The following is a 25074-nucleotide window of genomic DNA, read 5'->3' as shown; positions in this document are numbered from 1 at the left end:
ACCGGGCCCTAAAGGGCACTCAACGGTCGCTGCTCGCGGCCGGGGCCGGCGGCGGCAATGCCGGCGACGGCTTGCGGCCGGCCGCCTCGGCTTGCTGGCGCTCAAGGCGTTCGCGGCGCTCACGTGCTTTCTGCTGCTTGGCCTCGTAGCGGGCGCGGGAATCCTGGATGCGCTGGGGCTGCGTTTGCTCACGGCGTTGCACATCGGCCGCATGCTCGGCTGCGCGGCGGCTCTGCTGCTGCGCACGGTCGCGCGCCTCCTGCTCGCGGGGCTTCTGCGGCGCGTTGCGGGGCGCCACCCGCATCGGGGCGGGACGCTCCCCTGCTTCCAGTTTCTGGCGTTGCTCCTGCTTGCGCTCCTCGATTGCTTGCAGGCGTTGCCCCGCCTTCTCCCGGCGCTCCGCATCGTTGATCTGCACTTCCTGGCGGTGCAGCACGTTGTCGGCCTCACGTGCCTGTACACGCACCCTGCGCAGGCAATCCTCCACGGCAAATTGCTGGTAGCAAGCCGCCTCGCCGCGCTCACGCTGCGCCTCGATCTCCCGGCGCTGCGCCTGGATGTGCTCACGCTGGGTCTGGCGCTGCCGCTGCGCCTGCGCTGCATCGGTCAATGGAGCGTCGGCAGCCCACGCCGCCAGGGGAGGCAGCGCTGCCCCACCCACGCACAGGAGAGCTGCAGCAAGAAAGCGGGAAGGCAGTGCAGGCATCAGGTCAGTCCGGTATCGACGACGCGCCGCTCAAGCGCCAGGAATTCCTTGGATTGCATCTCGTTGAGGCGCGAAATGGTGCGTGGAAATTCATGCGCCAGGGGGCCTTCCGTATAGAGCTGCTCGGGCGGCACGGCGGCGGAGACGACGAGTTTCACGCGCCTATCGTAGAGCACGTCCACCAGCCAGGTAAACCGGCGCGCGGGCGACGCCATGCTGACAGGCATGTAGGGCACGTTGGACAGCAGCACCGTGTGGAACTGCGAGGCGATTTCCAGATAGTCGTTCTGCGACCGGGGGCCCATGCACAGCTCGCGGAAGTCGAACCACACCACGCCGCCCGCACGGCGGATGGCCTTGATCTCGCGCGCCTCGATGTGCAGCACCGGGTCTTCGTCACGCACCTCGGCCAGCTGCTCGAAGGCGTGCTGCATGGCCGCGTCCGCCGCGGGGCCCAGGGGCGTGTGGTAGAGCTCGACCAGCTCCAGCGCACGGCGCCGATAGTCCGTGCCGTTGTCCACGTTCACCACCTCCATGCGCTCGTTGAGCAGGTCGATGGCAGGCAGGATGCGGTCGCGGTGCAGGCCGCCGGGGTACAGTTCGTCGGGCTTGAAGTTGGAAGTGGTGACAAAGCCCACGTCGTTGTCGAACAGCGCCGCCAGCAGGCGGTGCAGGATCATCGCGTCAGTGATGTCCGCGACGTGGAACTCGTCAAAGCAGATCAGCTTATAGCGCTTGGCGATGCGCGCACCCAGCACATCCAGGGGGTTCTGCGTCCCCTGCAGGCCAGCCAGCTCACGGTGCACTTCGCGCATGAATTCGTGAAAGTGCAGGCGCACCTTGCGCTTGATGGGTACGGCGTTGAAGAAGCAGTCCATGAGGAAGCTCTTGCCTCGCCCCACACCGCCGTACATGTACACGCCACGCGGCACCTGGGGCCGGTTGATGAGCTTCTTCAGCGTGTTGGAGCGGCGCTGCTTGTACGCTCCCCATTCCTGGGCACAACGCTCCAGTGCATCCACGGCCCGCAACTGGGCCGGATCGCTCTTGAAGCCCTTGGCGGCCAGCTCGGCCTCGTACGCCTGCCTGACGTTCACCCGCATGTTATCCCTATGCTTCAAAAACAATAGCTGCCAGCACTTGCCACACAAGCGCTGGCAGCCATTTTTGCCTCAAATTATCAGAAATTGAGGGTGCGCTTGTCCACGGCCAGCGCCGCTTCCTTGGTGGCTTCGGACAGCGAGGGGTGGGCATGGCAGATGCGCGCAATGTCTTCGCTCGATGCCTTGAACTCCATGGCGACCACGGCTTCGGCGATCAGTTCGGAAGCCATCGGACCGACGATGTGCACGCCCAGGATTTCGTCCGTGGCGGCGTCGGCCAGGAACTTCACCATGCCGGTGGTGTCGCCCAGCGCGCGCGCGCGGCCATTGGCCAGGAACGGGAAGGTGCCCGCCTTGTACTTCACGCCGTCGGCCTTGAGCTGCTGCTCGGTGCGTCCGACCCAGGCGATCTCGGGGCTGGTGTAGATGACCCAGGGGATGGTGTTGAAGTTGACATGGCCGTGCTGGCCAGCCATGCGCTCGGCCACGGCCACGCCCTCTTCCTCGGCCTTGTGCGCCAGCATGGGGCCGCGCACCACGTCGCCCACCGCCCACACGCCGGGCAGGTTGGTCTTGCAGTCACCGTCGACCACCACGGCGCCGCGCTCATCCAGCTTCAGGCCCACCCCTTCGGCGTTCAGGCCGGTGGTGTTGGGCACGCGGCCGATGGAGACGATCAGCTTGTCCACTTCCAACGCCTGGGCCTCGCCCTTGGCGTTGGTGTAGGCGATGCTCACGCCCGTCTTGCCAGTCTTGACTTCGCCAATCTTCACGCCCAGCTCGATCTTCAGGCCTTGCTTGTCGAAGGCCTTCTTGGCCTCCTTGGCGATCTGCTCGTCCACCGCGCCCAGGAACGTGGGCAAGCCTTCCAGAATGGTCACGTCGGCACCCAGGCGGCGCCACACGCTGCCCATTTCCAGGCCGATCACGCCGGAGCCGATCACGCCCAGCTTCTTCGGCACGCTGCCGATGGCGAGCGCGCCGTCGTTGGACAGGATCTGCTCTTCGTCGAAGGCCGCACCGGGCAGCGCACGTGCGTTGGATCCGGTGGCCACGATGACCTGCTTGGCGGTCAGCGTTTCTTCGGCCTTGCCGGTGACCTTGATTTCATAGCCCCCGTCCACCGCCTTCACGAAGGAGCCGCGGCCGTGGAAGAAGGTCACCTTGTTCTTCTTGAACAGGTACAGGATGCCGTCGTTGTTCTGCTTCACGACGTTGTCCTTACGGGCAATCATCTTGGCCACGTCCATCTTCACGCCCGTAGCGGTGATGCCGTGGTCGGCAAAGTGCAGGTTGGCATGTTCGAAATGCTCGGACGACTGCAGTAACGCCTTGGAGGGAATGCAGCCCACGTTGGTGCAGGTACCGCCGGGTGCGGCGCCGCCAGCGGCGTTCTTCCACTCGTCGATACAGGCCACATTCATGCCCAACTGGGCGGCGCGGATGGCGGCGATGTAGCCGCCAGGGCCTGCGCCGATCACGATGACGTCAAATTGCTTGCTCATGGTTCAAAAACAGTATCTGGTGATGAGAAAAAACCCACCGCTGGACCGGGCCGGGGGTGGGTTTTCGTATGCGTCGAACCCTGTGGGAATTACAGGTCGAACAACAGGCGCGACGGGTCTTCCAGCGCGTCCTTCATGGCCACGAGGCCCAGCACGGCTTCGCGGCCGTCGATGATGCGGTGGTCATAAGACATGGCCAGGTAGTTCATCGGACGCACCACGACCTGGCCGTTTTCGACCACGGCGCGGTCCTTGGTGGCGTGCACGCCCAGGATGGCCGACTGCGGCGGGTTGATGATGGGGGTGGACATCATCGAGCCGAAGGTGCCGCCGTTGGAGATGGAGAACGTGCCACCGGTCATCTCTTCGATGCCCAGCTTGCCGTCGGCCGCCTTCTTGCCGAATTCGGCGATCTTCTTTTCGATGTCGGCAAAGCTCATCTGGTCTGCGTTGCGCAGGATGGGCACCACCAGGCCGCGCGGCGAGCCCACGGCGATACCGATGTCGAAGTAGCCGTGGTAGACGATGTCGTTGCCGTCCACCGAGGCGTTGAGCACCGGGTACTTCTTGAGGGCATGCACCGCGGCCTTCACGAAGAAGGACATGAAGCCCAGCTTCACACCGTGCTCCTTGGTGAATGCGTCCTGGAACTTCTTGCGCAGGTCCATCACCGGCGCCATGTTCACTTCGTTGAACGTGGTGAGGATGGCGTTGGTGGACTGCGATTGCAGCAGACGCTCGGCCACGCGGGCACGCAAGCGGCTCATGGGCACGCGCTGCTCGGGGCGCTCGCCCAGATCAGCAGCGGACGACGGGGCTGCTACCTGGGGCAGCGCCTTGGTGGGCACGCCGGTGGGGATCACGGCGGCCGTCGACTTCACGCCGCCTGCCACTGCGGCCAGCACATCGCCCTTGGTCACGCGTCCGTCCTTGCCGGAGCCCGTCACATCGCCGACCGACAGGTTGTTGTCGGCCAGCAGCTTGGCGGCGGCCGGCATGGCCACGTCGCCCTTGCTGCCGCCAGCAGCGGCAGGCGCAGCGGCCGCCGGGGCAGATGCCGCTGCGGGCGCCGGTGCAGCGGCAGCAGCTGCCGGCGCGGCCGCGCCGGCCTTGCCCTCGGTGTCGATCTTGGCGATGACCTGGTCCGAAGCCACGGTGCCGCCGTCGGCAACCACGATCTCGGCCATCACGCCAGCGGCCGGTGCGGGCACTTCCAGCACCACCTTGTCGGTCTCGATCTCGATCAGGATTTCATCGATTGCCACGGCCTCGCCGGGCTTCTTCTTCCACTGCAGCAGGGTGGCCTCGGCCACGGACTCGGACAGCTGGGGGACTTTGACTTCTACGATAGCCATTTGATTCTTTCCAAAGAGGGTTCTGTACTGAAGGTGTGGGTTTGCGGCCTTACTTGGTCAGGACAAAACCCTTGAGCTTGGCGAAAGCGGCTTCCACCAGGGCCTTTTGCTGCTCCTGGTGCAGATGGGCGTAACCCACTGCGGGGGAGGCAGATGCGGCGCGGCCGGCATAGCCCAGCTTCTGGCCATCGAGCATGTTCTCGTGGATGTTGTGCTGGATGAAGAACCAGGCGCCCTGGTTCTGCGGTTCGTCCTGGCACCACACGATGTCGGTGGCATTCGGGTACTTCTTGAGCTCGGCGGCAAAGGCCTTGTGCGGGAACGGGTAGAGCTGCTCGACGCGGATGATGGCCACGTCGGTAGCTTCCTTCTCCACGCGCTTCTTCACGAGGTCGTAGTAGACCTTGCCCGAGCAGGCGATCACGCGCTTGACCTTGTCGGCCTTCTTGGCGATCGCTTCGTCCTGCTCCGAGATGACGGTCTGAAAACCGCCCTTGGTGAACTCGGACAGCGGCGACGTGGCGTCCTTGTTACGCAGCAGCGACTTCGGCGTCATGATGACCAGGGGCTTGCGCAGGTTGCGCACCATCTGGCGGCGCAGCACATGGAAGATCTGGCTGGCCGTGGTGGGCTGCACGATCTGCATGTTGGTGTCAGCGGCCAGCTGCATGAAGCGCTCCAGGCGGGCCGAGCTGTGCTCGGGGCCCTGGCCTTCGTAGCCGTGCGGCAGCATCAGCGTGATGCCGTTCACGCGGCCCCACTTCACTTCGCCCGAGGCGATGAACTGGTCGATCACCACCTGTGCGCCGTTGGCGAAGTCGCCGAACTGCGCTTCCCAGACCACCAGCGTGTTGGGGTCGTTGGAGGCGTAGCCGTATTCGAAGGCCAGAACGGCCTCCTCGGACAGGATGGAGTCGATCACCGTGAACGGCGCCTGGTTCTCGGCCACGTTCTGCAGCGGGATGTAGGTGCCTTCGTCCCACTTCTCACGCTTCTGGTCATGAATCACGGCGTGGCGGTGCGTGAACGTACCGCGGCCGCAATCCTCGCCAGACAGGCGCACCGGATAGCCCGATGCCACCAGCGATGCGAAGGCCATGTGCTCGCCCATGCCCCAGTCCACGTTGACCTCGCCACGGCCCATGGCGGCGCGGTCGTCGTAGACCTTCTTCACCAGTTGGTGCGGTGCGACGGTCTCTGGAATGGTCGTGATCTTCTCGGCGATGCGCTTCCACTCGGCCAGCGGGATGGCGGTGTCGCCGGCATCGGTCCACTTCTGGTCCAGGAAGGGACTCCAGTCCACGGCGTACTTGCTCTTGAAGTTGGTCAGCACCGGATCGACCGTGTGCTTGCCCTCGTCCATGGCGGCGCGATAGGCCTTGGCCATGTCGTCGCCCAGCGTCTCGCCCAGACCCTGGGCTGCCAGCTTGTCGGCGTAGAGCTTGCGCGTGCCGGGGTGTTGACCGATCTTCTTGTACATCAGCGGCTGGGTCAGCGCCGGCGTGTCCTGCTCGTTGTGGCCCAGCTTGCGGTAGCAGATGATGTCCACCACCACGTCCTTGGCGAATTCCATGCGGAAATCCAGCGCCAGCTGCATGGCCAGGCACACGGCCTCGGGATCGTCACCGTTCACGTGCAGCACGGGCGACTCGATCATCTTCACGATGTCGGTGCAGTACAGCGTAGAGCGCAGGTCGCGCGGATCGGACGTGGTGAAGCCGATCTGGTTGTTGATGATCAGGTGCACCGTACCGCCCGTGGTGTAGCCACGGGTTTCGGACAGCGCCAGGGTTTCCTGATTCACGCCCTGGCCGGCAAAGGCCGCGTCACCGTGCACCAGCACGGGCAGCACCTGTTTCCCCTTGGGGTCGCCGCGGCGGTCCATGCGCGAGCGCACGGAGCCCTCGACCACCGGGTTGACGATTTCCAGGTGCGAGGGGTTGAACGCGAGCGACAGGTGCACCGGGCCGCCGGCCGTGGAGACGTCGGAGCTGAAGCCCTGGTGGTATTTCACGTCACCGGCGGGCAGGTCCTCGGGGGCGGTGTGGTCGAACTCGGCGAACAGGTCCTTGGGCATCTTGCCCAGGGTGTTGACCAGCACGTTCAGGCGGCCGCGGTGGGCCATGCCGATCACCACTTCCTGCACGCCCTTCGCGCCTGCGGAGTTGATCAACTCGTCCATGGCGGCGATGAAGGACTCGCCCCCCTCGAGCGAGAAGCGCTTCTGGCCCACGTACTTGGTGTGCAGATAGCGTTCCAGGCCTTCGGCGGCCGTCAGGCGCTCCAGGATGCGCTTTTTCTTGTCGGCAGAGAAGTTGGGCTTGCTGCGGATGCTTTCCAGCTTTTGCTGCCACCAGCGCTTTTGCACCTGGTCGGTGGCGTACATGTACTCCACGCCGATGGTGCCGCAGTAGGTCTCGCGCAGCGCGTTCAGCAGCTCACGCAGGGGCATCTTGTCCTTGCCGAAGAAGGTGTTGCTCGCGTCGAACACCGTTTCCTGGTCGGCATCGCTGAAGCCGTAGAACGACGGCTCCAGTTCGGGAATCTGGGGGCGCTCGGTGCGCTTGAGGGGGTCCAGGTCGGCCCAGCGCTGGCCCACGTTGCGGTACGCGGCGATCAGTTGCTGGACGGCGGTGCGCTTGCGGCCCATCTCGGCGTCGGCGCTGGCCACCACGACCTTGGTGCCGCCGGCCTTGGCACGCTCGGCAAAGGCGTTGATAACGGGCAGGTGGGGAACATCCTTGGCATTGCTGCCGTCTACCGCGGGCACATGTTGCAGTGCGTCAAAGTATTCGCGCCAGGAGTCTGGCACGCTGCCAGGGTTGGCAAGGTAGTTCTCATACATCTCTTCGACGTAGGGCGCGTTGCCGCCGAAAAGATAGGTGTTGCCTTGGTAGGCTTGGTAGACGGATGTCGGATCGCTCATATTCCGCTGACCTCCACTTCCCTGAAGGAAGCGTTAGCTGGTTAACAAACCTTCCGCGTCACGGCTGAACCGGTTGGCGGATGCGACTGTGGCAGGGGAAGGGCCTCGTTTGCGGCCGCTATTGTGCCATTGAACGCCTGCGCGCGCGGCGAGTGGTGTATCAAGACAGGCGTCTGTGTGGCTTACATTTTGGGCTTCGCTCCTTCCACCGCCCCCATGAACCCGCCCACGCTCCAGTCCCGCACCCTGCTGCTCCTGCTCACCGTCGTGACGCTGGCCTTTGGCGCCATCCTCTGGCCGCTCAACGGCGCCATCTTCTGGGGTGTGGTGCTCGCCATCCTGTTCACGCCGCTGCACCGGCGGCTGCAGCGGCGCATGCCGCGCAGGCGCAACCTGGCCGCGCTTGCCACCCTGGGCGTGTGCCTGGTGATCGTGATCCTGCCGGTCACGCTGATCGGCGCTTCGCTGGTGCAGGAGGCCAGCGTGGCCTACGAGCGCGCCCGCTCGGGGCAGTTGAACTTCGGCGCCTACCTGCAGCAGGTGCTGGCCGCGCTGCCCCCCTGGATGCTGGAGCTGCTGGACCGCTTTCACCTCACCACCCGCGCGGAGCTGCAAGCCCGCCTGACCACGATCGGCGCCCAGGCCAGCCAGTTCCTGGCCACCAAGGCGCTGGACGTGGGCCAGAACACGCTGCAGTTCGTGGTGAGCTTCGGCGTCATGCTCTACCTGTTGTTTTTCCTGCTGCGCGACGGCGCGCGGCTGGCGGCGCGCATCCGCGAGGCCATCCCCCTGGATGCGCGGCACAAGGAGCAGTTGGCCATCAAGTTCACCACCGTGATCCGCGCCACCGTGAAGGGCAACATCGTGGTGGCCGCCGCCCAGGGCGCCCTGGGCGGCCTGATCTTCTGGCTGTTGAACATCCAGGGGCCGGTGATGTGGGGCGTGCTGATGGCGTTCCTGTCGCTGCTGCCCGCCGTGGGCGCCAGCCTGATCTGGGGGCCGGTGGCCATCTACTTCCTGGCGACCGGCGCGCCGGGGCAGGCCGTGATCCTCACCGCCTATGGCGTATTCGTCATCGGGCTGGTGGACAACGTACTGCGTCCCGTGCTGGTCGGCAAGGACACCAAGCTGCCCGACTACGTGGTGCTGATCTCCACCTTGGGCGGCATGGCGCTGTTCGGGCTCACGGGCTTTGTGATCGGCCCGATGATCGCCGCACTGTTCATCGCCACCTGGGACCTGTTCGCGCCGCACGACGGCGCAGAACGCTCCTGAAATAGTAGCTGCTAGCGCTTGATGGGCGGGCGCTGAAGGCCAAAACGCCTTCAACCCCGCCGGCGCACTCATTCCGCCTCAATACCCGCGGCCTTGATCACCCTGCCCCACTTCTGGGTCTCGGCGGCCTGAAAGCGCGCCAGCTCTTCGGGCGTGGTGGTCCAGGCCTCGGAGCCTGCGGTCTCGAAGAACGACTGGGCGGCCTGGCTCCTCGTCGCCTGCGCCAGCAGCGCGTTCAGCCGCGCCACCACGGGCGCGGGCGTGCCGGCGGGCACGTAGGCCGCAAACCAGTAGCCCATGTCATAGCCCCTCACGCCGGCCTCATCCAGCGTGGGCACCTCGGGCAGCTGCGTGCTGCGCTTTTGCGTGGAGTACCCCAGCGCGCGCAGCTTTCCCGCCTTGACCTGCGGGACGCCGGTGGACGTGTCGGTGATCATCAGGTCGATCTGCCCGCCGAGCAGATCGGTGATGGCCAACGGGTTGCTCTTGTACGGCACATGCAGAATGTCCACCCCCGCCAGTTGCTTGAGCATCTCGCCGGCCATGCGGCTGGAAGAACTGCCGCTGCCAAAGCTCAGCTTGCCGGGGTTCTTGCGGGCGGCGGCCAGCAGGTCGCCCACGTTCTTGTAGGGAGCGCCCGCGTTCACCACCAGCACCTGGCCGCCCTTGCCCAGGCCGGTGACGGGAGCGAAATCCTTCACCGGGTCGTAGGGCAGTTTCTTGTACAGGTGTTCGTTCGCGGCATGCGTGGTGTTGGTGGTGATGAGCACCGTGTACCCATCCGCCGGTGCCTTGGCGACGGACTGCGCGGCGATCATGCCGCTGGCGCCGGCCTTGTTCTCCACGACCACGGGTTGCCGCGCATCGGTGCTCACGGCCTGGCCCAATGCCCGCGCCAGTTGGTCGGTGGCACTGCCGGCCGCAAACGGCACTACGAAAGTGACGGGCTTGGCAGGATAGGCGGGAGCCTGTGCGTTGGCGGCGCCGGCCGCGGCACACAGGACGGCCGCAGCGGTGGCAGCCAGTACACGGCGGCGATGCGGGAACGGGTTCATGGTGTCTCCTTGGTTGTGGTGATGAAAAATGCCGCCGGCGCGCGTCAATGCGCTCCGGCCAGGTGATGTACAAGCGCCGCCGGCATCCGCACCGGCAGGTCCAGCAACAGAAAGGACAGCGCCTTGCCATGGCTGTCGAGGTTAAGCGCGTCGTTCACGCCGCCGTCCAGCACGCCATCCAGAACGAAATTCATCGCCTGCAGTTGGGGCAGCAGATAGCGCGTGACGCGCGTGGGCCCCCGCGCCGCGAACTGGCGCGCCACGGCCTCCTCGGTAACCTGCTGCACCAGCACGTCCCACAGGGCCGGGTGCCAGGCGATCACGCTGATGTTGGAGCGGTCACCCTTGTCACCCGTGCGGCCGTGCGCCAGGCGGTACAGGGGAACCGTGAGATCGGTAGGGTTCATCGTGGTCCTTCAGTCCAGCAGCGTGTAGCCAGGATTGACCGCCTCGCGCGGCACGAGGCAGGAAACGGTGCCCAGGCGCGGGCGCATGGCCGTGCGCACACCGCCGCCCCCCGCCGGGCCGCAGCAGTACAGCGCCGTCACCTCGCGCACCAGGCGCTGCGCGCTGGCATGGTCGCGGTGCTGCAGCGCCACGCGCAGGCGTACGTCCCGCGCGCCCTGGCTTGCCTGCGCCGCCAGCCACCGCCCTGCGTCGTCACCCCAAACGCTGGCCACGCCGATCAGGTCCACGCGCAGCGGTGCCACGCTCGCAAGCCGCTCGCGCAACACGTCGCCCGCCAGGCGGGCGCGCTCCTCGGCGCGCGCGCCGGCATACGAAATTTCGCCCTCGGCAAACCAGCCGGACTCGAAGCACACGTTCACCTTCAGCGACGGCGGCCGCGCATGGCCGCGCACGCCCTGCAGGTGCACGCGGTCGCTGCCGACCTGCGCCACGCTCGCCTGGGTGATGTCGGCCACCACGTCGGGCGTCAGGTAAGCGGCGGGGTCGTGCAGTTCATACAGCAGCTGCTCCTTGACCGTGCGCTCGTCCACGCGCCCCCCCGTGCCCGGCGGCTTGGTAAGGGTGCAATGGCCGTCGGCGTCGATCTCGGCGATCGGGTAGCCCAGCCGGGCCAGGCCCGGCACGTCCTTGTAGCCCGGGTCGGCAAAGTAGCCGCCCGTGACCTGCGCGCCGCATTCCAGCAGGTGGCCCGCCATGGTGGCGCGCGCCAGGCGGTCCCAGTCGTCCATGCACCAGCCGTAATGCGCCAGCGCCGGGCCCAGCACCAGCGCAGGGTCGGCCACGCGGCCGCAGACCACGATGTCGGCCCCCGCGCGCAGCGCCTGGGCGATGGGTTCCGCGCCAATGTAGGCATTGGCGCTCACGATGGGCTGCGCGGGCATGGACGGGCCCAACGCCCGCTCCAGCACGGCGCGGTGCTGTGCGCCGCTCAGGTCGTCGCCGTGCACCACCGCCACGCGCGGGCGGCGCGCGCCCAGCTCGGCTGCCAGTTGCTGGATACGCAGCGCAGCGCCCCGAGGATTGGCCGCGCCAAAGTTGCTCACGATGCGCACGCCGTGTTGAAGGCATTGCGCGAGCACCGGCCGCAGCAGCTCATCCAGCAGCGGCTCATAGCCCGCATCGGGATTGGCGCGGCGCGCCAGTTGGGCCAGCGCCAGCGTGCGCTCGGCCAGGGTCTCGAAGATCAGCACGCCGGGCCGGCCGCTGTCCACCAGCGCCTGCACCACGGGTGCGGCAGCATCCAGGCGGTCGCCCGAGAAGCCGGCCGCACAGCCGATGAGCAGGGGTGAGGGGTTCGCCATTGCAGGGGTCCTTGGGGAATGTCTCCAGGGCGCACTGTAGGCACGGCAGGTTATTCTGTGAAATAGATTGTCAAGATCAATTCATCTGGATATCAAATGAATATCTCCACACGGCAGGTCGACGCCTTCCTTGCCCTGGCGGCGCAGCGCAGCTTCACGCGCGCCGCGGCGCAGTGCCACTTGTCGCAGCCGGCCTTCAGCGCGCTCATCCGCGCGCTGGAGGACGACCTGGGTCTGCGCCTGTTCGACCGCAGCACGCGCCATGTGAGCCTGACGGCCGAGGGCGAGAACTTCCATGCGTCGGCGCTGCGCATTCGCGCCGAGGTGGATGCCGCGCTGGCCACTCTGCGCGACGCCGCACTGCTGCGGCGCGGGCGCGTGTCCGTCGCGCTGCTGCCCTCGCTGGCCGCAGGGTGGCTGCCCGGTGTGCTGGCCGGCTTTCGCGCACAGCACCCGGGTGTGGAACTGGACATTGCCGACGTGCTGTCTGAGCCTTGCATCGAGCGCGTGGCCTCGGGCAAGGCCGACTTCGCGCTGGCCGCCATCCGCGCGGACACGCCCGAGCTGCAGGCCGAGCCCTTCTGCGAGGACGGCTTTCACCTGGTCTGCCGCGCGGACCATCCGCTCGCCCGGCAGCCCTTGCCCGCCGGCCGGCGCAGCGCCGCCGCGCAATGGCGCGCCCTGGCCGAGTGGCCATTCATCCATCTCGCGCGGCACAGCAGCGTGCGCCAATACCTGGAGGCGGCCTTCCATCCCCATGCGATGCGCACGCTGATGGAAGTGGAGCAGTTGGCCACCGTCATGGGCATGGTGCGGGCCGGGCTGGGCATCAGCGTGGTGCCCACGCTCACGCTGTTCCACTTCCAGCAGGAGGGCCTGGCCACCCGGCCGCTGGCCCTGCCCGGGCTCACGCGGCAGATCTACCTGGTGCGCCGGCGCGACCGGGGCCTGTCGGTGGCCGCGCAGGCGCTGTACGCACGGGTGATGCAGCAGCGGCCGATGCATGCCGAAATGCCATCAAAACAATAGCTGGCAGCGCTTGATGGATAAGCGCTAGAGCGCGATTTTCTTGTGAATTGCATTCACCTGCGACCACGGCCTGCGGGGCACCCCCGGTGGCACTGCACGCTCTGCGATGCCACACTCGGGCCATCACATGCGTGCGCAGGAGGAAGCAATGAACACCCACGACACCGTGTATGCCTGCATCGACGGGCTGGCCACCACCCACGCCGTGGTGGACGGGGCCCTGTGGGCCGCGCAGCGCCTGCAGGCACCCCTGGCGCTGCTGCACGCACTGGAGCGGCCTGAACCCATGCCGCCCGTGGGCGACTACAGCGGCGTCATCGGCATGGGCGCGCAGGACCTGCTGCTGCAGCGCCTGAATACCCTCGATGAAGAGCGCAGCCACGTCGCACAGGAGGCCGCGCGCCGCATGCTGGCCGAGGCCCAGGCGCGCGTGGATGCCGCACGCGTGCCGTCGCTGCAGGCGCTGCTGCGCCAGGGCGAGTTGACCGACGTGCTGCTGGAGCACGAACCCAGCGCGCGCCTGTTCGTGCTGGGGCGCCAGCACCGCGCCACCGCCGCGCGCAAGCTGCGGCTGGACTACCGTGTGGAAGGCGTGGTGCGCAACGTGCGCCAGCCGGTGATGGTGGTGACCATGCCGGAGTTCGTGGCGCCGGCGGGCTTCGTCGTGGCCTTTGACGGCAGCGCCACCGCGCGCCGCGCCGTAGAGGCCGTGGGCCGCAGCCCGCTGCTGCGCGGCATGCCCGGCCTGTTGGCCCTGGCCGGCGAGCCCACGCTGGAGATGCTGGAAGCGCTGCAAAGCGCCCAGTCACACCTGGAGGCCGCAGGCTTCGACATCACCACGCAGATCGTGCCGGGCGTGCCGGAGGAGGCGCTGCCGGCCCTGCTGCAGTCGCACGGCAACGTACTGCTGGTGCTGGGCGCCTACGGGCACTCGCGCATCCGCCAGCTCATCGTCGGCAGCACCACCACTGCACTGCTGCGGCTGTGCAGCGTGCCGGTGCTGGTGCTGCGCTGACGGGTTAACTATCGATTCAATAGCTGCTAGCGCTTACTGCATAAGCGCTGCAGGCCTTTTTTATCTGAACTGTGACGTCCCCACGCTAGCCCCCGCCCCGCGCCGGGGCGAACGCCCTCAATCCGCGCCGCGCGGCACGACACCCCAGCGCCGCGCCCAGGCCAGCCCCTGCGAGGTGCCGCCCGGGCCCGCGATCGCCGGACGGTATTCACAGCCCACCCAGCCGTCGAAGCCGCAGGTGGCCCCCACCTCGTCGATCACGCCCAGCAGGTAGTCGACCTGCAGCTCTCCCTGGTCGGGCTCGTGCCGCTCAGGTACGCCGGCGATCTGGAAATGCCCCACCCGTCCCGTGGGCAGGTAGTGGCGGATCTTCGTGGCCACGTCGCCCTCCATGACCTGGCAGTGGTACAGGTCGAACTGCACCTGCACGTTGGAAGCGCCCAGTTCCTGCAGCACGGCATGGGCGTCCTGCTGGCGCTGCAGGAAGTAGCCGGGCATGTCGCGCCCGTTGATGGGCTCGATCATCAGCCGCACGCCCTGGCGCCCGGCCTGGCCGGCGGCCCAGCGCAGGTTGCGCAGGTAGCAGGCGCGTGCGTCGGCGTGCGCCAGCCCGGGCGGCACTACGCCAGCCATCACGTGCAGGCGCTCGCAGCGCAGCGCCTGCGCATAGTGCAGCGCCTGTTGCAGCCCCTCCTGGAATTGCGCCTCGCGCCCCGGCAGACAGGCCAGACCGCGCTCGCCCGCCGCCCAGTCCCCCGGCGGGGCATTGAACAGTACCTGCGTCAGTCCATGTTCGGCCAGGCGCTGCGCGATCTGCTCCGCAGGATGGTCGTAGGGAAAGAGGTATTCCACACCCCGGAAGCCGTCGCGCGCGGCAGCGGCAAAGCGGTCCAGGAAGGCATGCTCGGCGTAGAGCATGGAGAGGTTAGCAGCAAGGCGGGGCATGACAGGAAGGGCGTTCGCACAAAAAAAAAGGGCGCCAGTCGCGGACTGGCGCCCTTCATTCTAGGAACGCGTGGCGGGCGTCAGGGGAACGTGAAGTTCACCGTCTGGGTCGTTCCCGCGCCCAGCGTCAGGGCCTGCTGCTTGTCGGCCTGCCCCGCCAGACGCGCCTGGATGGTGTAGCGCCCTGCGGCGCCGGCATCGGCCGTGAACACCAGCGGAGTGGGCGCCGCGGCATACGGCGCCACCAGCGGGGCGGCCGTGGGCAGCGTGAAGCTGTAGGCGCCGGTCACGCCGTCCACGGGCTTGGCCGACACTTCCACCGTGCCAGCGGCTGCCAGTGGCTGCAGGGCCCGCACCCAGGCATCCACCGAAGTGGTGCCGTTCACGGTGGCAACGGGCGATGCCGGCAGCGCCACGGCCTGCGTGGACGTGCCGACGGAGGTGACCAGCTCGGACTGCACCGGCACCTGGGTCACCACGGCCGTGGTGCGGCCGGGTGCCGTCAGCACCAGCGTGTAGCTGCCCGGCACCACCGGCCGCAGCAGGTAGCGGCCCGAAGCGTCCGGCACGGTGGCGCGCACCACCTCGCCCTGGGACTGCAGCGTCACCGTGGTGCCAGCAACGGGTTCGACGAAGCCCTGCACACCAGAGACCAGGCGCGGAATCACCGCCACCACGGGCTTGAGCAGGTAACGGCCCGATGCGCCGGCCGTCACCACGGACTTGCAGGCGTCGAAGTCGAGCACGAAGTCCGCCATCTGGTTGGCGGCGATGTCGATGTTCACGTTCATCTTCACGCCACTTTGCTGGCCGCTGGGCGTGGTCAGCGCTACTTCGCCCGACCCCGTGGGCACCACGGAGTTGGCGAAGGGGGCCGCTCCGCCATTGCCGGCCAGCACCAGACGCATCTGGGTGTATTTGCCCGTGGGCAGCGGCAGCTCGCCCAGTTCCTCCAGCACTCCGTTGGTGAGCGACAGCAGGTCCACGCGGCGCGCGGGGTTCAGCGTGAGCTCATGCCAGCCGGAAGCGTCATCCGCCGCCGTAGCGCTTTGGTGCACGCGTATTTTTTGCACGGTGACGTTCACAGCGTCATAGCCGCAACTGGGGGCGTCGGTCAGCGCCAGCTTCAGCGTGCCGGTGTCGTCACCGCCATCACCACCGCCGCCGCAGGCGACCAGGGCAGCCAGCGCGGTGGCGCCAGCCAGATACTTGCAACAGGAGAGGGTTTTCGTGCGCATGATGTTCATCGCCTCCGGGGTTTTTCTTGCCGAGGAAGGTGCCGTCAGATCAGCCTGACCGCTCCGGGGCGCATTGTGAGAGCGGCACCCCGCTAGACCTGGCAGCCAAGTGTCAGGTGTGTTGCCTGATGTATGAAATCGCCAGAAAAGCGGGAGCCGCCATGTGCGCTGCAAAACACCGGACAGGCACATGAAATCGAAATTCAACGCTATGAATAGCAGAGCTACCGGCCAACGGACATGCAAGCAGATCGCGCCCGTGTCCTACACCAAACGCGGTAGTCGCCCACGGCCCCGCACACCCTGCTGCGCGCCCCGCCGCCGGGCAGGTCAGACCGGCTGCGCGGCCTGCACCAGCCGTTGCGTGTAGGCGTGGCGCGGCGCATCCAGCACCTGGTGCACGCTGCCGCTTTCCACCACCTCGCCGTCCTTCATGACGATGACCTCATGCGCCATGGCGCGCACCACCGCCACGTCGTGCGTGATGAGCAGGTACGACAGCGCCCGCTCCTTCTGCAGGCGCTGCAGCAGGCTCAGCACCTGCTGCTGGATGGTCACGTCCAGCGCGCTGGTGGGCTCGTCCAGCACCAGCACTTGCGGCTCGACGATGAGCGCGCGCGCAATGGCCAGGCGCTGGCGCTGGCCGCCCGAGAACTCATGCGGGTAGCGCGCCAGCAGGCCGGGGAATTGCGCGTCCGTCAGGCCCACCTCGGCCAGCATGGCGGCCACGCGCGTGCGGCGCTCGGCCACGTCCAGCGCAGGCATGTGCACGCGCAGGCCCTCGCCCACGATCTCCTCCACGGTCATGCGCGGCGACAGGGATGAGAACGGGTCCTGGAACACCACCTGCACCTGCCGGCGCAGCTGCTGGTTGTGCGCGGTGTTGCGGTGGGCGGGCTGCTGCCAGGCCTGGCCGGCGACCTGCAGGTCACCGCGCGACGGCAGCAGGCCCAGCAGCGCCTGGGCCAGCGTCGACTTGCCCGAGCCCGATTCGCCCACGACCCCCAGCGTGCGCGCCCGCGCAATGCGAAAGCCCGCATCCTTCACGGCCACGAATTCGCCTTTGGCAAACCAGCCGCGGATGCCCGGCACCGGCACGGGGTAGGCCACGCGCAGGCCGCTTGCCTGCGCGGCAGGCACGGCGTCGCCGTCGGCACCGCCTTCCACCACGTCCCGCCGCGGCGTACTGCCGATCAGCTTGCGCGTGTAGGCATGCTGCGGTGCGTCGAACACCTGGGCGACGGTACCCTGCTCCACCACGGCGCCCTGCTCCATGACGGCCACGCGATCGGCAAAGCGGCGCACCAGCAGTAGGTCGTGCGTGATGAGCAGCACGGCCATGCCTGTCTGGCGCTGCAGGTCGGACAGCAGGTCCAGGATCTGGCCGCGCAGCGTCACATCCAGCGCGGTGGTGGGCTCGTCGGCCAACAACAGCTTCGGTCGGCTGGCCAGGGCCATGGCGATCATGGCGCGCTGGCGCTGCCCACCCGAAAGCTGGTGCGGAAAACTGCCCGCGCGCCGCGCCGGCTCGGGGATGCCGGTACTCGCTAGCAGTTCGATAGCTGCTTGCGCGCTCTGCGCCTTGCTCAGGGCCTGTTTTAGCACCAAGACCTCGGCTACCTGGTCGCCAATCGTCATCAGCGGGTTCAGCGCCGTCATGGGCTCCTGGAACACCATGGCGATATCGCCGCCGCGCACGCCGCGCAGTTCGCGCTCAGGCAGTTGTAGCAGGTCGCGCCCGTGCATCAGCGCGCTCCCCTCCAGTTGCGCATCGCCCGTCAGGCGCAGCAGCGCCAGCGCGGTCACTGTCTTGCCCGAGCCGGATTCACCCACCAGCGCGAGCTTTTCGCCCGGGGCCATGTCGAAGCTCACGCCATGCACCACCTGCTTGGCGCCGAAGCGCACCCGCAGATCCCGCACCTGCAACAGCGGCGCGGACGATGGAGACAGGGGGGGCGCAGCGCGCATGGCAGAAGGGTTCACGATGCCTCAGTTCTTGCGGGGGTCCAGCGCGTCGCGCAGCGCATCGCCCATGAAGGTGAGCAGCAGCAGCGTGGTGACCAGCACCCCGAAGGTGAAGATGGAGATCCACCACGCGTCGATGTTGTTCTTACCCTGCGACAGCAGCTCGCCCAGGCTGGGGGTGCCGGGCGGCACGCCCAGGCCCAGGAAGTCCAGCGACGTCAGCGCCAGGATCGCCGCACCCATGCGAAACGGCAGAAAGGTGACCACGGGCGTCATGCTGTTGGGCAGGATGTGGCGGCGGATGATCTGGCCGTTGGACACGCCCAGCGCCCGCGCGGCCTTCACATAGTCCAGTTGCCGGTTGCGCAGGAATTCGGCGCGCACATAGTCCGACAGCCCCATCCAGCCAAACAGCGAAAGCAATACCAGCAGCAGCCCGATGCTGGGCGCGAACACGGCGCTGAAGATGATGAGCAGGTACAGCTCGGGCATGGAGCCCCAGATCTCGATGAAGCGCTGGAAAGCCAGGTCGGTCTTGCCGCCAAAGAAGCCCTGCACCGCCCCCGCCGCCACGCCCAGCGCCACCCCCACCACGGTGAGGGCAATGCCGAACAACACGCTCACGCGAAAGCCGTAGATCAGTTGCGCCAACAGGTCACGCCCGCGGTCGTCCGTGCCCAGCCAGTTGTCGCGCGACGGGCCCGAGGGGTTGGGTTCCTTCGCGAAGTAGTTCAGGGTGTCGGGCCCGTAGCGGTTGAGCGTGTACAGCGCCCAGTTATCCCCCTGCGACAGCCGCTCGCGAATGAAGGGGTCGAGGTAGTCAGTGGGCGTCTGGAAGTCACCGCCGAAAGTCGTCTCGGGGTAATCGTTGAACAACGGGAAATACGTCTGACCCTCATAGCGCACGACCAGGGGCCGGTCGTTGCTGACCAGTTCTGCCCCCAGGCTGACCACGACCAGCGCGCAGAACACCAGCAGGCTCCAGAACCCCAGGCGGTTGGCACGAAAGCGCTGCCAGGCGCGCCGGCTGGGTGACGCCGAGGCGGCAACGGGCGCAGCTGGCGCCCCATTAGCTACCGAATCAATAGCTGCTAGCGCTTGATGGTCGGGCGTTGGAGCCATATTTCAATCGAACTTGACGCGGGGATCCACCCACACGTAGCACAGGTCGCTGATGAGCTTGGTCACCAGCCCGATCAGCGTGAACAGGTAGAGCGTGCCCAGCACCACGGGGTAGTCGCGGCGGATCACGCTCTCATAGGACAGCAAGCCCAGGCCGTCGAGCGAGAACAGCGTCTCGATGAGCAGCGAGCCCGCGAAGAACGCGCCGATGAAGGCGGATGGGAAGCCCGTGATGATGGGAATTAGCGCATTGCGAAACACGTGCTTGTAGAGCACCTGCCGGTCGGTCAGTCCCTTGGCACGCGCGGTGAGCACATATTGCTTGCGGATCTCTTCCAGAAAAGCGTTCTTGGTCAGCATCGCCGTCACCGCAAAGCTGCCGGCCACCATGGCCGTGATGGGCAGCGCGATATGCCACAGGTAATCCGTCACCTTGGCCCACAGGCCCAGCTCGTCCCAGTTGGCCGAGGTCAGCCCGCGCAGCGGGAACCACTGCAATTGCCCACCAAAGATCACCAGCAGCGCCACGCCGAGTACGAAACCCGGAATCGCGTAGCCCACCAGGATGATGAGCGTGGTAACGAAGTCAAAGCGCGAGCCGGCGCGCACCGCCTTGGCCACGCCCAGCGGCACCGCCACGAGGTAGCTGATGAAGAAGGTCCACAACCCCAGGCTGACGGACACGGGCAGCTTCTCCTTCACGAGTTGCCACACCTCCTTGTTCTGAAAGAAGCTGCGCCCCAGGTCGAAGCGCGCGAACTGGCCCAGCATCTGGAAGAAGCGCTCGTGCGCCGGCTTGTCAAAGCCATAGAGCTGCTTGATCTGCTCCAGCCGCTTGGGATCCACGCCCTGCGCGCCGCGATAGGCCATGCCGCCACCCTCGCCGCCCCCGCCCATGCCGGCAGCGCCGGCCTTGGCCTCGGCCAGATACTGCTCCACCGGCCCGCCCGGCACGAACTGGATCACGACAAAGGTCAACAGCAACACGCCCAACAGCGTAGGCAGCATGAGCAGGATGCGCTTGAGGATGTAGGCGAACATGGCGGTTTCAGTCCTTGCGCGGCGTCGCGGCCTTGGGCGCGGTCTCGGCGGTCAACGCAGGTGAACGGGCCCACCACGTATCCACCGCCCACATCTCTCCGGTCGAATACGGCGGCACCACTTCGGGCCGGTCCAGGCGCCAAGCGTTGTAGACCATGCGATGGGTGCCCGCGGACCACTGCGGAATGAGGTAGTGGCCATGCGCAATGATGCGGTCCAGCGCATGGCACGCGGGCAACATCTGTTCCTGCGTCTTGGCGGACACCATGGCACGGATCATTGCGTCCACGGCCGGGCTCTTTACGCCGGGGAAATTGCCCGAGTCTTCCTGGTCTGCCGCCGCGCTGCCGAACAGGTCGGCAAACTCCTGCCCCGGGTTGTTGGTGCCCTGGTAGGCAATGGTGGTGATGTCGAAGTCGAACTTCTGCAGACGCTGCTGGTACAGCGCGAAATCCACCGAGCGGAACTTGAGGGTGATGCCGAGCTTCTGCAGGTTGCGCATCCACGAGGACAACGTGCGCACGCCGCCTTCGCTGCTGTCCATGTATTCCAGCACCATGGCCTGGCCGCTGGCGTTGCGCAGCACGCCATCCTGCACCTGCCAGCCTGCCTCCTGGAGCAGCGCCTGTGCGCGGCGCAGGTTGTCGCGCAGCGTGGTGGCGCCGTCGGTGGTGGGCGGCTCGAACATGGGGCCGAAGACCGCGGGGGGCAGATCCTTGCGCCAGGGCTCCAGCAGCGCCAGCTCCTGCGGCGTGGGCATGCCCTGCGTCTCGCACATGGTGTTGCCGAAAATGCCGCGCACGCGCTGATAGGCACCATAGAAAAGCTGGCGGCTCATCCACTCAAAGTCGAACGCCAGCCCCAGGGCCTCTCGCACGCGGCGGTCCTGCAGTAGCGGGCGGCGCGTGTTCAGTACGTAGCTCTGAAAGCCCGAGGGCAGCTTGTTGGCGAACTCGCCCTTGACCAACTCACCCGTGTCGAACTTGCGGCCGTTGACCCGCCGCGCCCAGTCGCCCGCACTGAAAAACCGCATCAGATCGAACTCGCCGGCCTTCAGCGCCTCCAGCCGCGCGGTGTTGTCCTTGTAGATCTTGACCAGCACACGGTCAAAGTTGGCCGTCCCCTTGCGCACGGGCAGGTCGCGCGCCCAATACTGGGGGTCGCGCACATAGGTGATGTCCTTGCCGAAGTTGACAGGCCCAATCTTGTACGGTCCGCTGCCGATGGGGATGTCCATCACCACCTGGTCGAACGGCTTGGGCTTGCCGTCGGTGTCCAGCCCCCAGTCGCGGCTGAACACGGGTAGCCCCCCGACGGTGAGCGGCAGTTCGCGGTTGGGCGCCTTGAAGCGGTAGCGCACGGTGCGGTCGTCCAGCACATCCACACCGGCCACCTCGATCAGGAGCGTTTTGTAGCCCGGTGAGGTGTAAGGGCCCATCAGGGTGTCGAAACTGTGCTTTACATCCTGGGCCAGCACCGGCTTGCCGTTGTGAAAGCGCGCCTCGGGCCGCAGCCTGAAGGTGGCTGACAGGCCATCCGGCGCCACCGCCACATCCTCGGCCAGCAGTCCATAGCCGGTGGCCGTTTCGTCCAGCGATCCGGTGAGCAGCGAGTCGAACATCAGCGCCGACAGGTAGGCCGGTGCGTTGCCGCGGATCGTGAATGGGTTGTACTTGTCGAAGGTGGAGGTGCGCAGATTGCTCACCAGGCGCAGCTCGCCGCCCTTGGGCGCCTGTGGGTTGACGTAGGGGAAGTGCGCGAAGTCGGTCGCCAGCGCGGGCGCCCCCCACATCGCGTAGGCATGCGCGGCCCAGGCCGCCCCGCCCGCCACGCTGCTCCCTCCCAGCCAACCGATCAATAAACAGATACGCCAGAACCGCATGCGACAATTCTGCACCACGCAAGCGGCCCGCAAGCCCCCGCGCCACGCTTGCCATTTCCCTTCGCACATCGCATTTCAGGAGAACAACAATGGGTTTTCTCGCCGGCAAGAAGCTGCTCATCACGGGCGTGCTGTCCAATCGCTCGATCGCGTACGGCATCGCCAGGGCCTGCCACCAACAAGGCGCGGAACTGGCCTTCAGCTACGTGGGCGAGCGCTTCAAGGACCGCATCACCGAGTTCGCCGCCGAATTCGACTCCAAGCTGGTCTTTGACTGCGACGTGGCCGACGACGCGCAGATCGACAAATTGTTCGCCGACATCGGCGCCGCCTGGGGCAAGTTCGATGGCTTCGTGCACTCCATCGGCTTTGCTCCGCGCGAGGCCATCGCCGGCAACTTCCTGGAAGGCCTCTCTCGCGAAGCCTTCAAGGTGGCCCACGACATCAGTGCCTACAGCTTCCCGGCCATGGCCAAGGCAGCCCTGCCCTATCTGAACGACAAATCGGCGCTGCTGACGCTGTCCTACCTGGGCGCCCTGCGCTCCATCCCCAACTACAACACCATGGGCCTGGCCAAGGCGAGCCTGGAAGCCAGCGTGCGCTACCTGGCAGAAGCGGTGGGCCGCACTGAAGACGGCCGCTGCATCCGTGCCAACGGCATCAGCGCGGGCCCCATCAAGACCCTGGCCGCCAGCGGCATCAAGGACTTCGGCAAGCTGCTGGGCCGCGTGGCTGACGCCGCCCCGCTGCGCCGCAACGTGACGATCGAAGACGTGGGCAACGTGGCCGCGTTCCTGCTGTCCGACCTGGCCAGCGGCGTGACCGCCGAGATCACCTATGTGGACGGTGGCTTCAGCCAAACCGCCGGGCTCTCGGCAGACCAGGTATAAGCCTGCGGCGATGACTGCGGGGTGGGGGCGCCACACCGCCCTTGCTTGAAGAACCAACGGGCCTGCAAGGCCCGTTGTTCGTTTCGGTCACTGCGCGCGGCCTTTTCAGGACCGCGGGTTGCCCATGATCGCGCCTTCGTCGGCGCGCCGGGACTTCTGCGGCATGCCCAGGGCCACGATCTCAGAATCGGTAGCGTGCCACCAGCTTTTCGCTCGATTTGCGATGCAGACCACTCTTTGCGAGATCGAGACCTTGTGTCAGGAACGCTGAAGTCAGCTTCCGATGAACTTCCAGGAACCACGGCAGTGGTCACGGAAGACAGGACTGAATTGGCTCTTCAACCTGCTCCCGATAGCACCTCCAACATGGTCATTCACTGACCCATCCATCCCCTTGATTCAGGGGGTGACACGGCCATCCACGGCCAATTTTCAACCAAGACCCTTCTTTGGCTGAAGCCCTCCCGCCTTGCCGCAATTCGGTAAAGGTTTCTCATGTGTGTCCTGTCTTGGGCCGCATTGCGGAGTGGACTCGGCTGGAGGGTTTCAACCAAAGAAAGCCACACATCATGAATAAGACACAAACAGGGCAACCTGCAAAAGCCGCTGTATTCGTCCCCGCCACGTTTGAGCATGAGATGTTCGGGGCAATCCGAATGATCCACCATCGTGGGGAGCCTTGGTTTGTTGCTACGGATGTCTGCAAAGCCCTTGGATACAAGAGCACTTCGGACGCCGTAGCTACTCACGTAGAACCGGAATGCAAATGCAGCGTTTCGCTAGGTTTCCTCACACAGCAGATGTGGGTCTCGGGGGAGATGTACAAGCGCCGATGTGACCTTGTGGGCTTCGTCAACGGTATTCCGCTGGTCTTCATCGAGCTGAAGGGGCCACACGTCCCCCTGAAGTCTGCCTATGACGACAACCTGAAGGACTACAAGGGCCAGAGCGTCCCGCAACTTTTCCACCCCAACGCATTCATCATCCTCTCCAATGGCTCCCAGACCCGTGTGGGTACGCTCACCCGTGTACTTGATGCCTTCCACGGTAAGTGCGGCAGGGAAACCCTGGTCACGGAACGTGCGGATGGAGGCGCTTAGGAACGGTCGAAATGCCGCAAGGTAGCCGTCCTTGAAGGTCTTGTAAGAGATGCACTTGTCCCACTCCATTGCCGCCAGCTCAATGGCGGTGGCCTTCCGAATTCGCTTCTCGTCAAACCAGCGTGGCGGCAGCTTGCACAAGAGGTCGAAGTAGTTCTCGATGTCCATCTGCCTGATCTGATCGACGGGGCGGTCTCCCATGAACTCCAAGAAGAGGTCAAGAGCAGGGCGGTACTTCTTGAACATCGGGACTGAGGAGTCCTGCTTGGAAATGAAGTACTCAATCACCCGCGACAGTTTCGGAACCTCGGGCTTTGGTGTGATGGCTGGCAATGCAGGGGGTGTTTCGACCCATTCCCCCTCCGACCGTGAATGCATTGTTTGAGTTGCCCGCTGAGTCCGCCTGAAGAACTCGACGGCGAACTGCTTGAACTCAGTGGATGACCGATCCAGGTCATACCCGAAGGCCTGGAGCCAATCATGGACCATGTCCTCGGCCTCAGCGTCGATCTGCCCCCGAGCGATGACACGCCGCTCCCGCTCTCGACGCTCTGCAATGGACAAACCAAGGCGCTTGAACATGAAGTCGTCCAGTCCATCCAGGCGGCTTTCTTCATCCGCGCTGAGTGAGCTATGGATGGCCGCATGAATGATCTCTTCAGCCGCTCCTTGGGGCAATACGCGCTTGAACTTGGAGCCGGTCTCCCGAACCCGGAGGAACTCTTCTTCCAGTGTTCCCAGCCAAACCCAGGCTTTTGAAGCCGCAGCACGGCGGTCGCTCTCGTCGGTCTTGAGCGTCAGAAACTGGGAGGGGTAGAGGTCAGGGTGCTTGCGCAGCAGGTCTTGCGGAACCCGCTTCTTGATGCGCCATTTGGAGCCATGTAGCTCCATTCCAGGCGGGTAGGCCATGTCGCTGTCGTGAGGTGTACTTGTGCCGGTTGTTCCCAGCTTTGTTCCCATGACGACCTACCGCAAGTGCCTGATTCGCAAAAAACCCTTAAAAAACAACGGCCCACAAGGGGCCGATGTTGAATATGGCGGAGAGGGCGGGATTCGAACCCGCGGTGGGGATTAGCCCACACACGCTTTCCAGGCGTGCGACTTAAACCGCTCATCCACCTCTCCGAAGCCCTCCATTATAGATGCTGCACAG

The 25074-nt window shown here is 66.0% G+C and carries 20 protein-coding genes and 1 tRNA gene; 6 read left to right on the top strand and 15 right to left on the bottom strand.

What is annotated here, in order from left to right; all coding sequences use genetic code 11:
* Positions 1–19: 19 nt before the first annotated feature.
* The 5 genes from AC1PPL_RS00405 to AC1PPL_RS00385 all read right to left on the bottom strand — a co-directional run bounded on the left by AC1PPL_RS00405 (position 20) and on the right by AC1PPL_RS00385 (position 7595).
* Positions 20–706 (bottom strand): hypothetical protein, encoded by a 687-nt coding sequence (locus AC1PPL_RS00405; protein WP_479972376.1) that lies wholly within the window; start codon positions 704–706, stop codon positions 20–22.
* Complete coding sequence (gene zapE / locus AC1PPL_RS00400) at positions 706–1803, bottom strand: cell division protein ZapE (protein ID WP_041836257.1); 1098 nt, start codon at positions 1801–1803, stop codon at positions 706–708. Before zapE ends, AC1PPL_RS00405 begins: the two co-directional genes overlap by 1 nt.
* An 83-nt stretch (positions 1804–1886) precedes the next feature.
* Positions 1887–3314 carry a dihydrolipoyl dehydrogenase gene (gene lpdA, locus AC1PPL_RS00395; protein ID WP_479972375.1) on the bottom strand — a complete coding sequence of 476 codons (1428 nt, stop codon included), beginning with the start codon at positions 3312–3314 and terminating at the stop codon, positions 1887–1889.
* An 89-nt stretch (positions 3315–3403) separates the two neighbouring features.
* A complete protein-coding gene (gene odhB / locus AC1PPL_RS00390; protein WP_015913423.1) occupies positions 3404–4669 on the bottom strand; it encodes a 2-oxoglutarate dehydrogenase complex dihydrolipoyllysine-residue succinyltransferase in 1266 nt (421 codons plus the stop codon).
* 49 nt (positions 4670–4718) lie between these two features.
* Positions 4719–7595, bottom strand: coding sequence for a 2-oxoglutarate dehydrogenase E1 component (locus AC1PPL_RS00385; RefSeq protein WP_011805085.1), 2877 nt, complete (start codon positions 7593–7595; stop codon positions 4719–4721).
* Between the two features lie 216 nt (positions 7596–7811).
* On the opposite strand from AC1PPL_RS00385, the gene AC1PPL_RS00380 reads away from it, so the two are divergent.
* Entirely contained in the window at positions 7812–8870 is a 1059-nt protein-coding gene (locus AC1PPL_RS00380; protein ID WP_041835977.1) for an AI-2E family transporter, read from the top strand.
* Positions 8871–8938: 68 nt separating this feature from the next.
* Here AC1PPL_RS00380 and AC1PPL_RS00375 read toward each other — a convergent pair whose 3' ends face one another.
* Genes AC1PPL_RS00375 through AC1PPL_RS00365 form a run of 3 tightly spaced genes read right to left on the bottom strand, consistent with a single transcriptional unit; the run spans position 8939 to position 11694 of the window.
* Entirely contained in the window at positions 8939–9925 is a 987-nt protein-coding gene (locus tag AC1PPL_RS00375) for a Bug family tripartite tricarboxylate transporter substrate binding protein (protein WP_479972374.1), read from the bottom strand.
* A 44-nt stretch (positions 9926–9969) separates the two neighbouring features.
* Positions 9970–10332 (bottom strand): AtuA-related protein, encoded by a 363-nt coding sequence (locus AC1PPL_RS00370; RefSeq protein WP_011805082.1) that lies wholly within the window; start codon positions 10330–10332, stop codon positions 9970–9972.
* Positions 10333–10341: 9 nt separating this feature from the next.
* Positions 10342–11694, bottom strand: a complete 1353-nt coding sequence (locus tag AC1PPL_RS00365; protein WP_479972373.1) for an acyclic terpene utilization AtuA family protein — start codon at positions 11692–11694, stop codon at positions 10342–10344.
* Between the two features lie 96 nt (positions 11695–11790).
* Between AC1PPL_RS00365 and AC1PPL_RS00360 the strand changes: the two genes are divergently transcribed.
* Together AC1PPL_RS00360 and AC1PPL_RS00355 are read left to right on the top strand one after the other, a co-directional pair.
* Positions 11791–12723 (top strand): LysR substrate-binding domain-containing protein, encoded by a 933-nt coding sequence (locus AC1PPL_RS00360; protein WP_479972372.1) that lies wholly within the window; start codon positions 11791–11793, stop codon positions 12721–12723.
* A gap of 148 nt (positions 12724–12871) precedes the next feature.
* The gene (locus AC1PPL_RS00355) at positions 12872–13738 is read left to right on the top strand and encodes a universal stress protein (protein ID WP_088888505.1); all 867 of its coding nucleotides are present in this window, start codon (positions 12872–12874) and stop codon (positions 13736–13738) included.
* A gap of 117 nt (positions 13739–13855) precedes the next feature.
* On the opposite strand, the gene otnI is transcribed toward AC1PPL_RS00355, so the two are convergent.
* From otnI to AC1PPL_RS00325, 6 genes are all read right to left on the bottom strand, one after another.
* Complete coding sequence (gene otnI / locus AC1PPL_RS00350; RefSeq protein ID WP_123675766.1) at positions 13856–14683, bottom strand: 2-oxo-tetronate isomerase; 828 nt, start codon at positions 14681–14683, stop codon at positions 13856–13858.
* 80 nt (positions 14684–14763) lie between these two features.
* Complete coding sequence (locus AC1PPL_RS00345) at positions 14764–15921, bottom strand: DUF4382 domain-containing protein (protein ID WP_479972371.1); 1158 nt, start codon at positions 15919–15921, stop codon at positions 14764–14766.
* 330 nt (positions 15922–16251) lie between these two features.
* A complete protein-coding gene (locus AC1PPL_RS00340; RefSeq protein ID WP_015913431.1) occupies positions 16252–17889 on the bottom strand; it encodes an ABC transporter ATP-binding protein in 1638 nt (545 codons plus the stop codon).
* A gap of 21 nt (positions 17890–17910) precedes the next feature.
* Positions 17911–19008, bottom strand: a complete 1098-nt coding sequence (locus tag AC1PPL_RS00335; protein ID WP_103737713.1) for an ABC transporter permease — start codon at positions 19006–19008, stop codon at positions 17911–17913.
* A gap of 3 nt (positions 19009–19011) precedes the next feature.
* Positions 19012–20049, bottom strand: coding sequence for a microcin C ABC transporter permease YejB (locus AC1PPL_RS00330; RefSeq protein WP_287985808.1), 1038 nt, complete (start codon positions 20047–20049; stop codon positions 19012–19014).
* A 7-nt stretch (positions 20050–20056) separates the two neighbouring features.
* Entirely contained in the window at positions 20057–21931 is a 1875-nt protein-coding gene (locus AC1PPL_RS00325) for an extracellular solute-binding protein (protein WP_479972370.1), read from the bottom strand.
* Positions 21932–22020: 89 nt separating this feature from the next.
* On the opposite strand from AC1PPL_RS00325, the gene fabI reads away from it, so the two are divergent.
* The 3 genes from fabI (at position 22021) to AC1PPL_RS00310 (ending at position 24551) form a co-directional block, all read left to right on the top strand.
* Positions 22021–22821, top strand: coding sequence for an enoyl-ACP reductase FabI (fabI, locus tag AC1PPL_RS00320; protein WP_312790953.1), 801 nt, complete (start codon positions 22021–22023; stop codon positions 22819–22821).
* Positions 22822–23390: 569 nt separating this feature from the next.
* Positions 23391–23921, top strand: coding sequence for a type I restriction endonuclease (locus tag AC1PPL_RS00315; RefSeq protein WP_479972369.1), 531 nt, complete (start codon positions 23391–23393; stop codon positions 23919–23921).
* 480 nt (positions 23922–24401) lie between these two features.
* Entirely contained in the window at positions 24402–24551 is a 150-nt protein-coding gene (locus AC1PPL_RS00310) for a hypothetical protein (RefSeq protein WP_479972368.1), read from the top strand.
* A gap of 405 nt (positions 24552–24956) precedes the next feature.
* On the opposite strand, the gene AC1PPL_RS00305 is transcribed toward AC1PPL_RS00310, so the two are convergent.
* Positions 24957–25046: transfer RNA gene (locus AC1PPL_RS00305), tRNA-Ser, on the bottom strand.
* Positions 25047–25074: the final 28 nt, after the last annotated feature.

It is taken from the genome of Diaphorobacter sp. B2A2W2, from assembly GCF_056730635.1.
This window is presented reverse-complemented; position numbering and strand designations above follow the sequence as displayed.

Bases quoted from the DNA above. Each gene is read 5' to 3' on its own strand.
- AC1PPL_RS00405 (WP_479972376.1), bottom strand. From the start codon at position 706: ATGCCTGCACTGCCTTCCCGCTTTCTTGCTGCAGCTCTCCTGTGCGTG.
- lpdA (WP_479972375.1), bottom strand. From the start codon at position 3,314: ATGAGCAAGCAATTTGACGTCATCGTGATCGGCGCAGGCCCTGGCGGC.
- odhB (WP_015913423.1), bottom strand. From the start codon at position 4,669: ATGGCTATCGTAGAAGTCAAAGTCCCCCAGCTGTCCGAGTCCGTGGCC.
- AC1PPL_RS00385 (WP_011805085.1), bottom strand. From the start codon at position 7,595: ATGAGCGATCCGACATCCGTCTACCAAGCCTACCAAGGCAACACCTAT.
- AC1PPL_RS00380 (WP_041835977.1), top strand. From the start codon at position 7,812: ATGAACCCGCCCACGCTCCAGTCCCGCACCCTGCTGCTCCTGCTCACC.
- AC1PPL_RS00375 (WP_479972374.1), bottom strand. From the start codon at position 9,925: ATGAACCCGTTCCCGCATCGCCGCCGTGTACTGGCTGCCACCGCTGCG.
- AC1PPL_RS00370 (WP_011805082.1), bottom strand. From the start codon at position 10,332: ATGAACCCTACCGATCTCACGGTTCCCCTGTACCGCCTGGCGCACGGC.
- AC1PPL_RS00365 (WP_479972373.1), bottom strand. From the start codon at position 11,694: ATGGCGAACCCCTCACCCCTGCTCATCGGCTGTGCGGCCGGCTTCTCG.
- AC1PPL_RS00360 (WP_479972372.1), top strand. From the start codon at position 11,791: ATGAATATCTCCACACGGCAGGTCGACGCCTTCCTTGCCCTGGCGGCG.
- AC1PPL_RS00355 (WP_088888505.1), top strand. From the start codon at position 12,872: ATGAACACCCACGACACCGTGTATGCCTGCATCGACGGGCTGGCCACC.
- otnI (WP_123675766.1), bottom strand. From the start codon at position 14,683: ATGCCCCGCCTTGCTGCTAACCTCTCCATGCTCTACGCCGAGCATGCC.
- AC1PPL_RS00345 (WP_479972371.1), bottom strand. From the start codon at position 15,921: ATGCGCACGAAAACCCTCTCCTGTTGCAAGTATCTGGCTGGCGCCACC.
- AC1PPL_RS00340 (WP_015913431.1), bottom strand. From the start codon at position 17,889: ATGCGCGCTGCGCCCCCCCTGTCTCCATCGTCCGCGCCGCTGTTGCAG.
- AC1PPL_RS00335 (WP_103737713.1), bottom strand. From the start codon at position 19,008: ATGGCTCCAACGCCCGACCATCAAGCGCTAGCAGCTATTGATTCGGTA.
- AC1PPL_RS00330 (WP_287985808.1), bottom strand. From the start codon at position 20,049: ATGTTCGCCTACATCCTCAAGCGCATCCTGCTCATGCTGCCTACGCTG.
- AC1PPL_RS00325 (WP_479972370.1), bottom strand. From the start codon at position 21,931: ATGCGGTTCTGGCGTATCTGTTTATTGATCGGTTGGCTGGGAGGGAGC.
- fabI (WP_312790953.1), top strand. From the start codon at position 22,021: ATGGGTTTTCTCGCCGGCAAGAAGCTGCTCATCACGGGCGTGCTGTCC.
- AC1PPL_RS00315 (WP_479972369.1), top strand. From the start codon at position 23,391: ATGAATAAGACACAAACAGGGCAACCTGCAAAAGCCGCTGTATTCGTC.
- AC1PPL_RS00310 (WP_479972368.1), top strand. From the start codon at position 24,402: ATGGACCATGTCCTCGGCCTCAGCGTCGATCTGCCCCCGAGCGATGAC.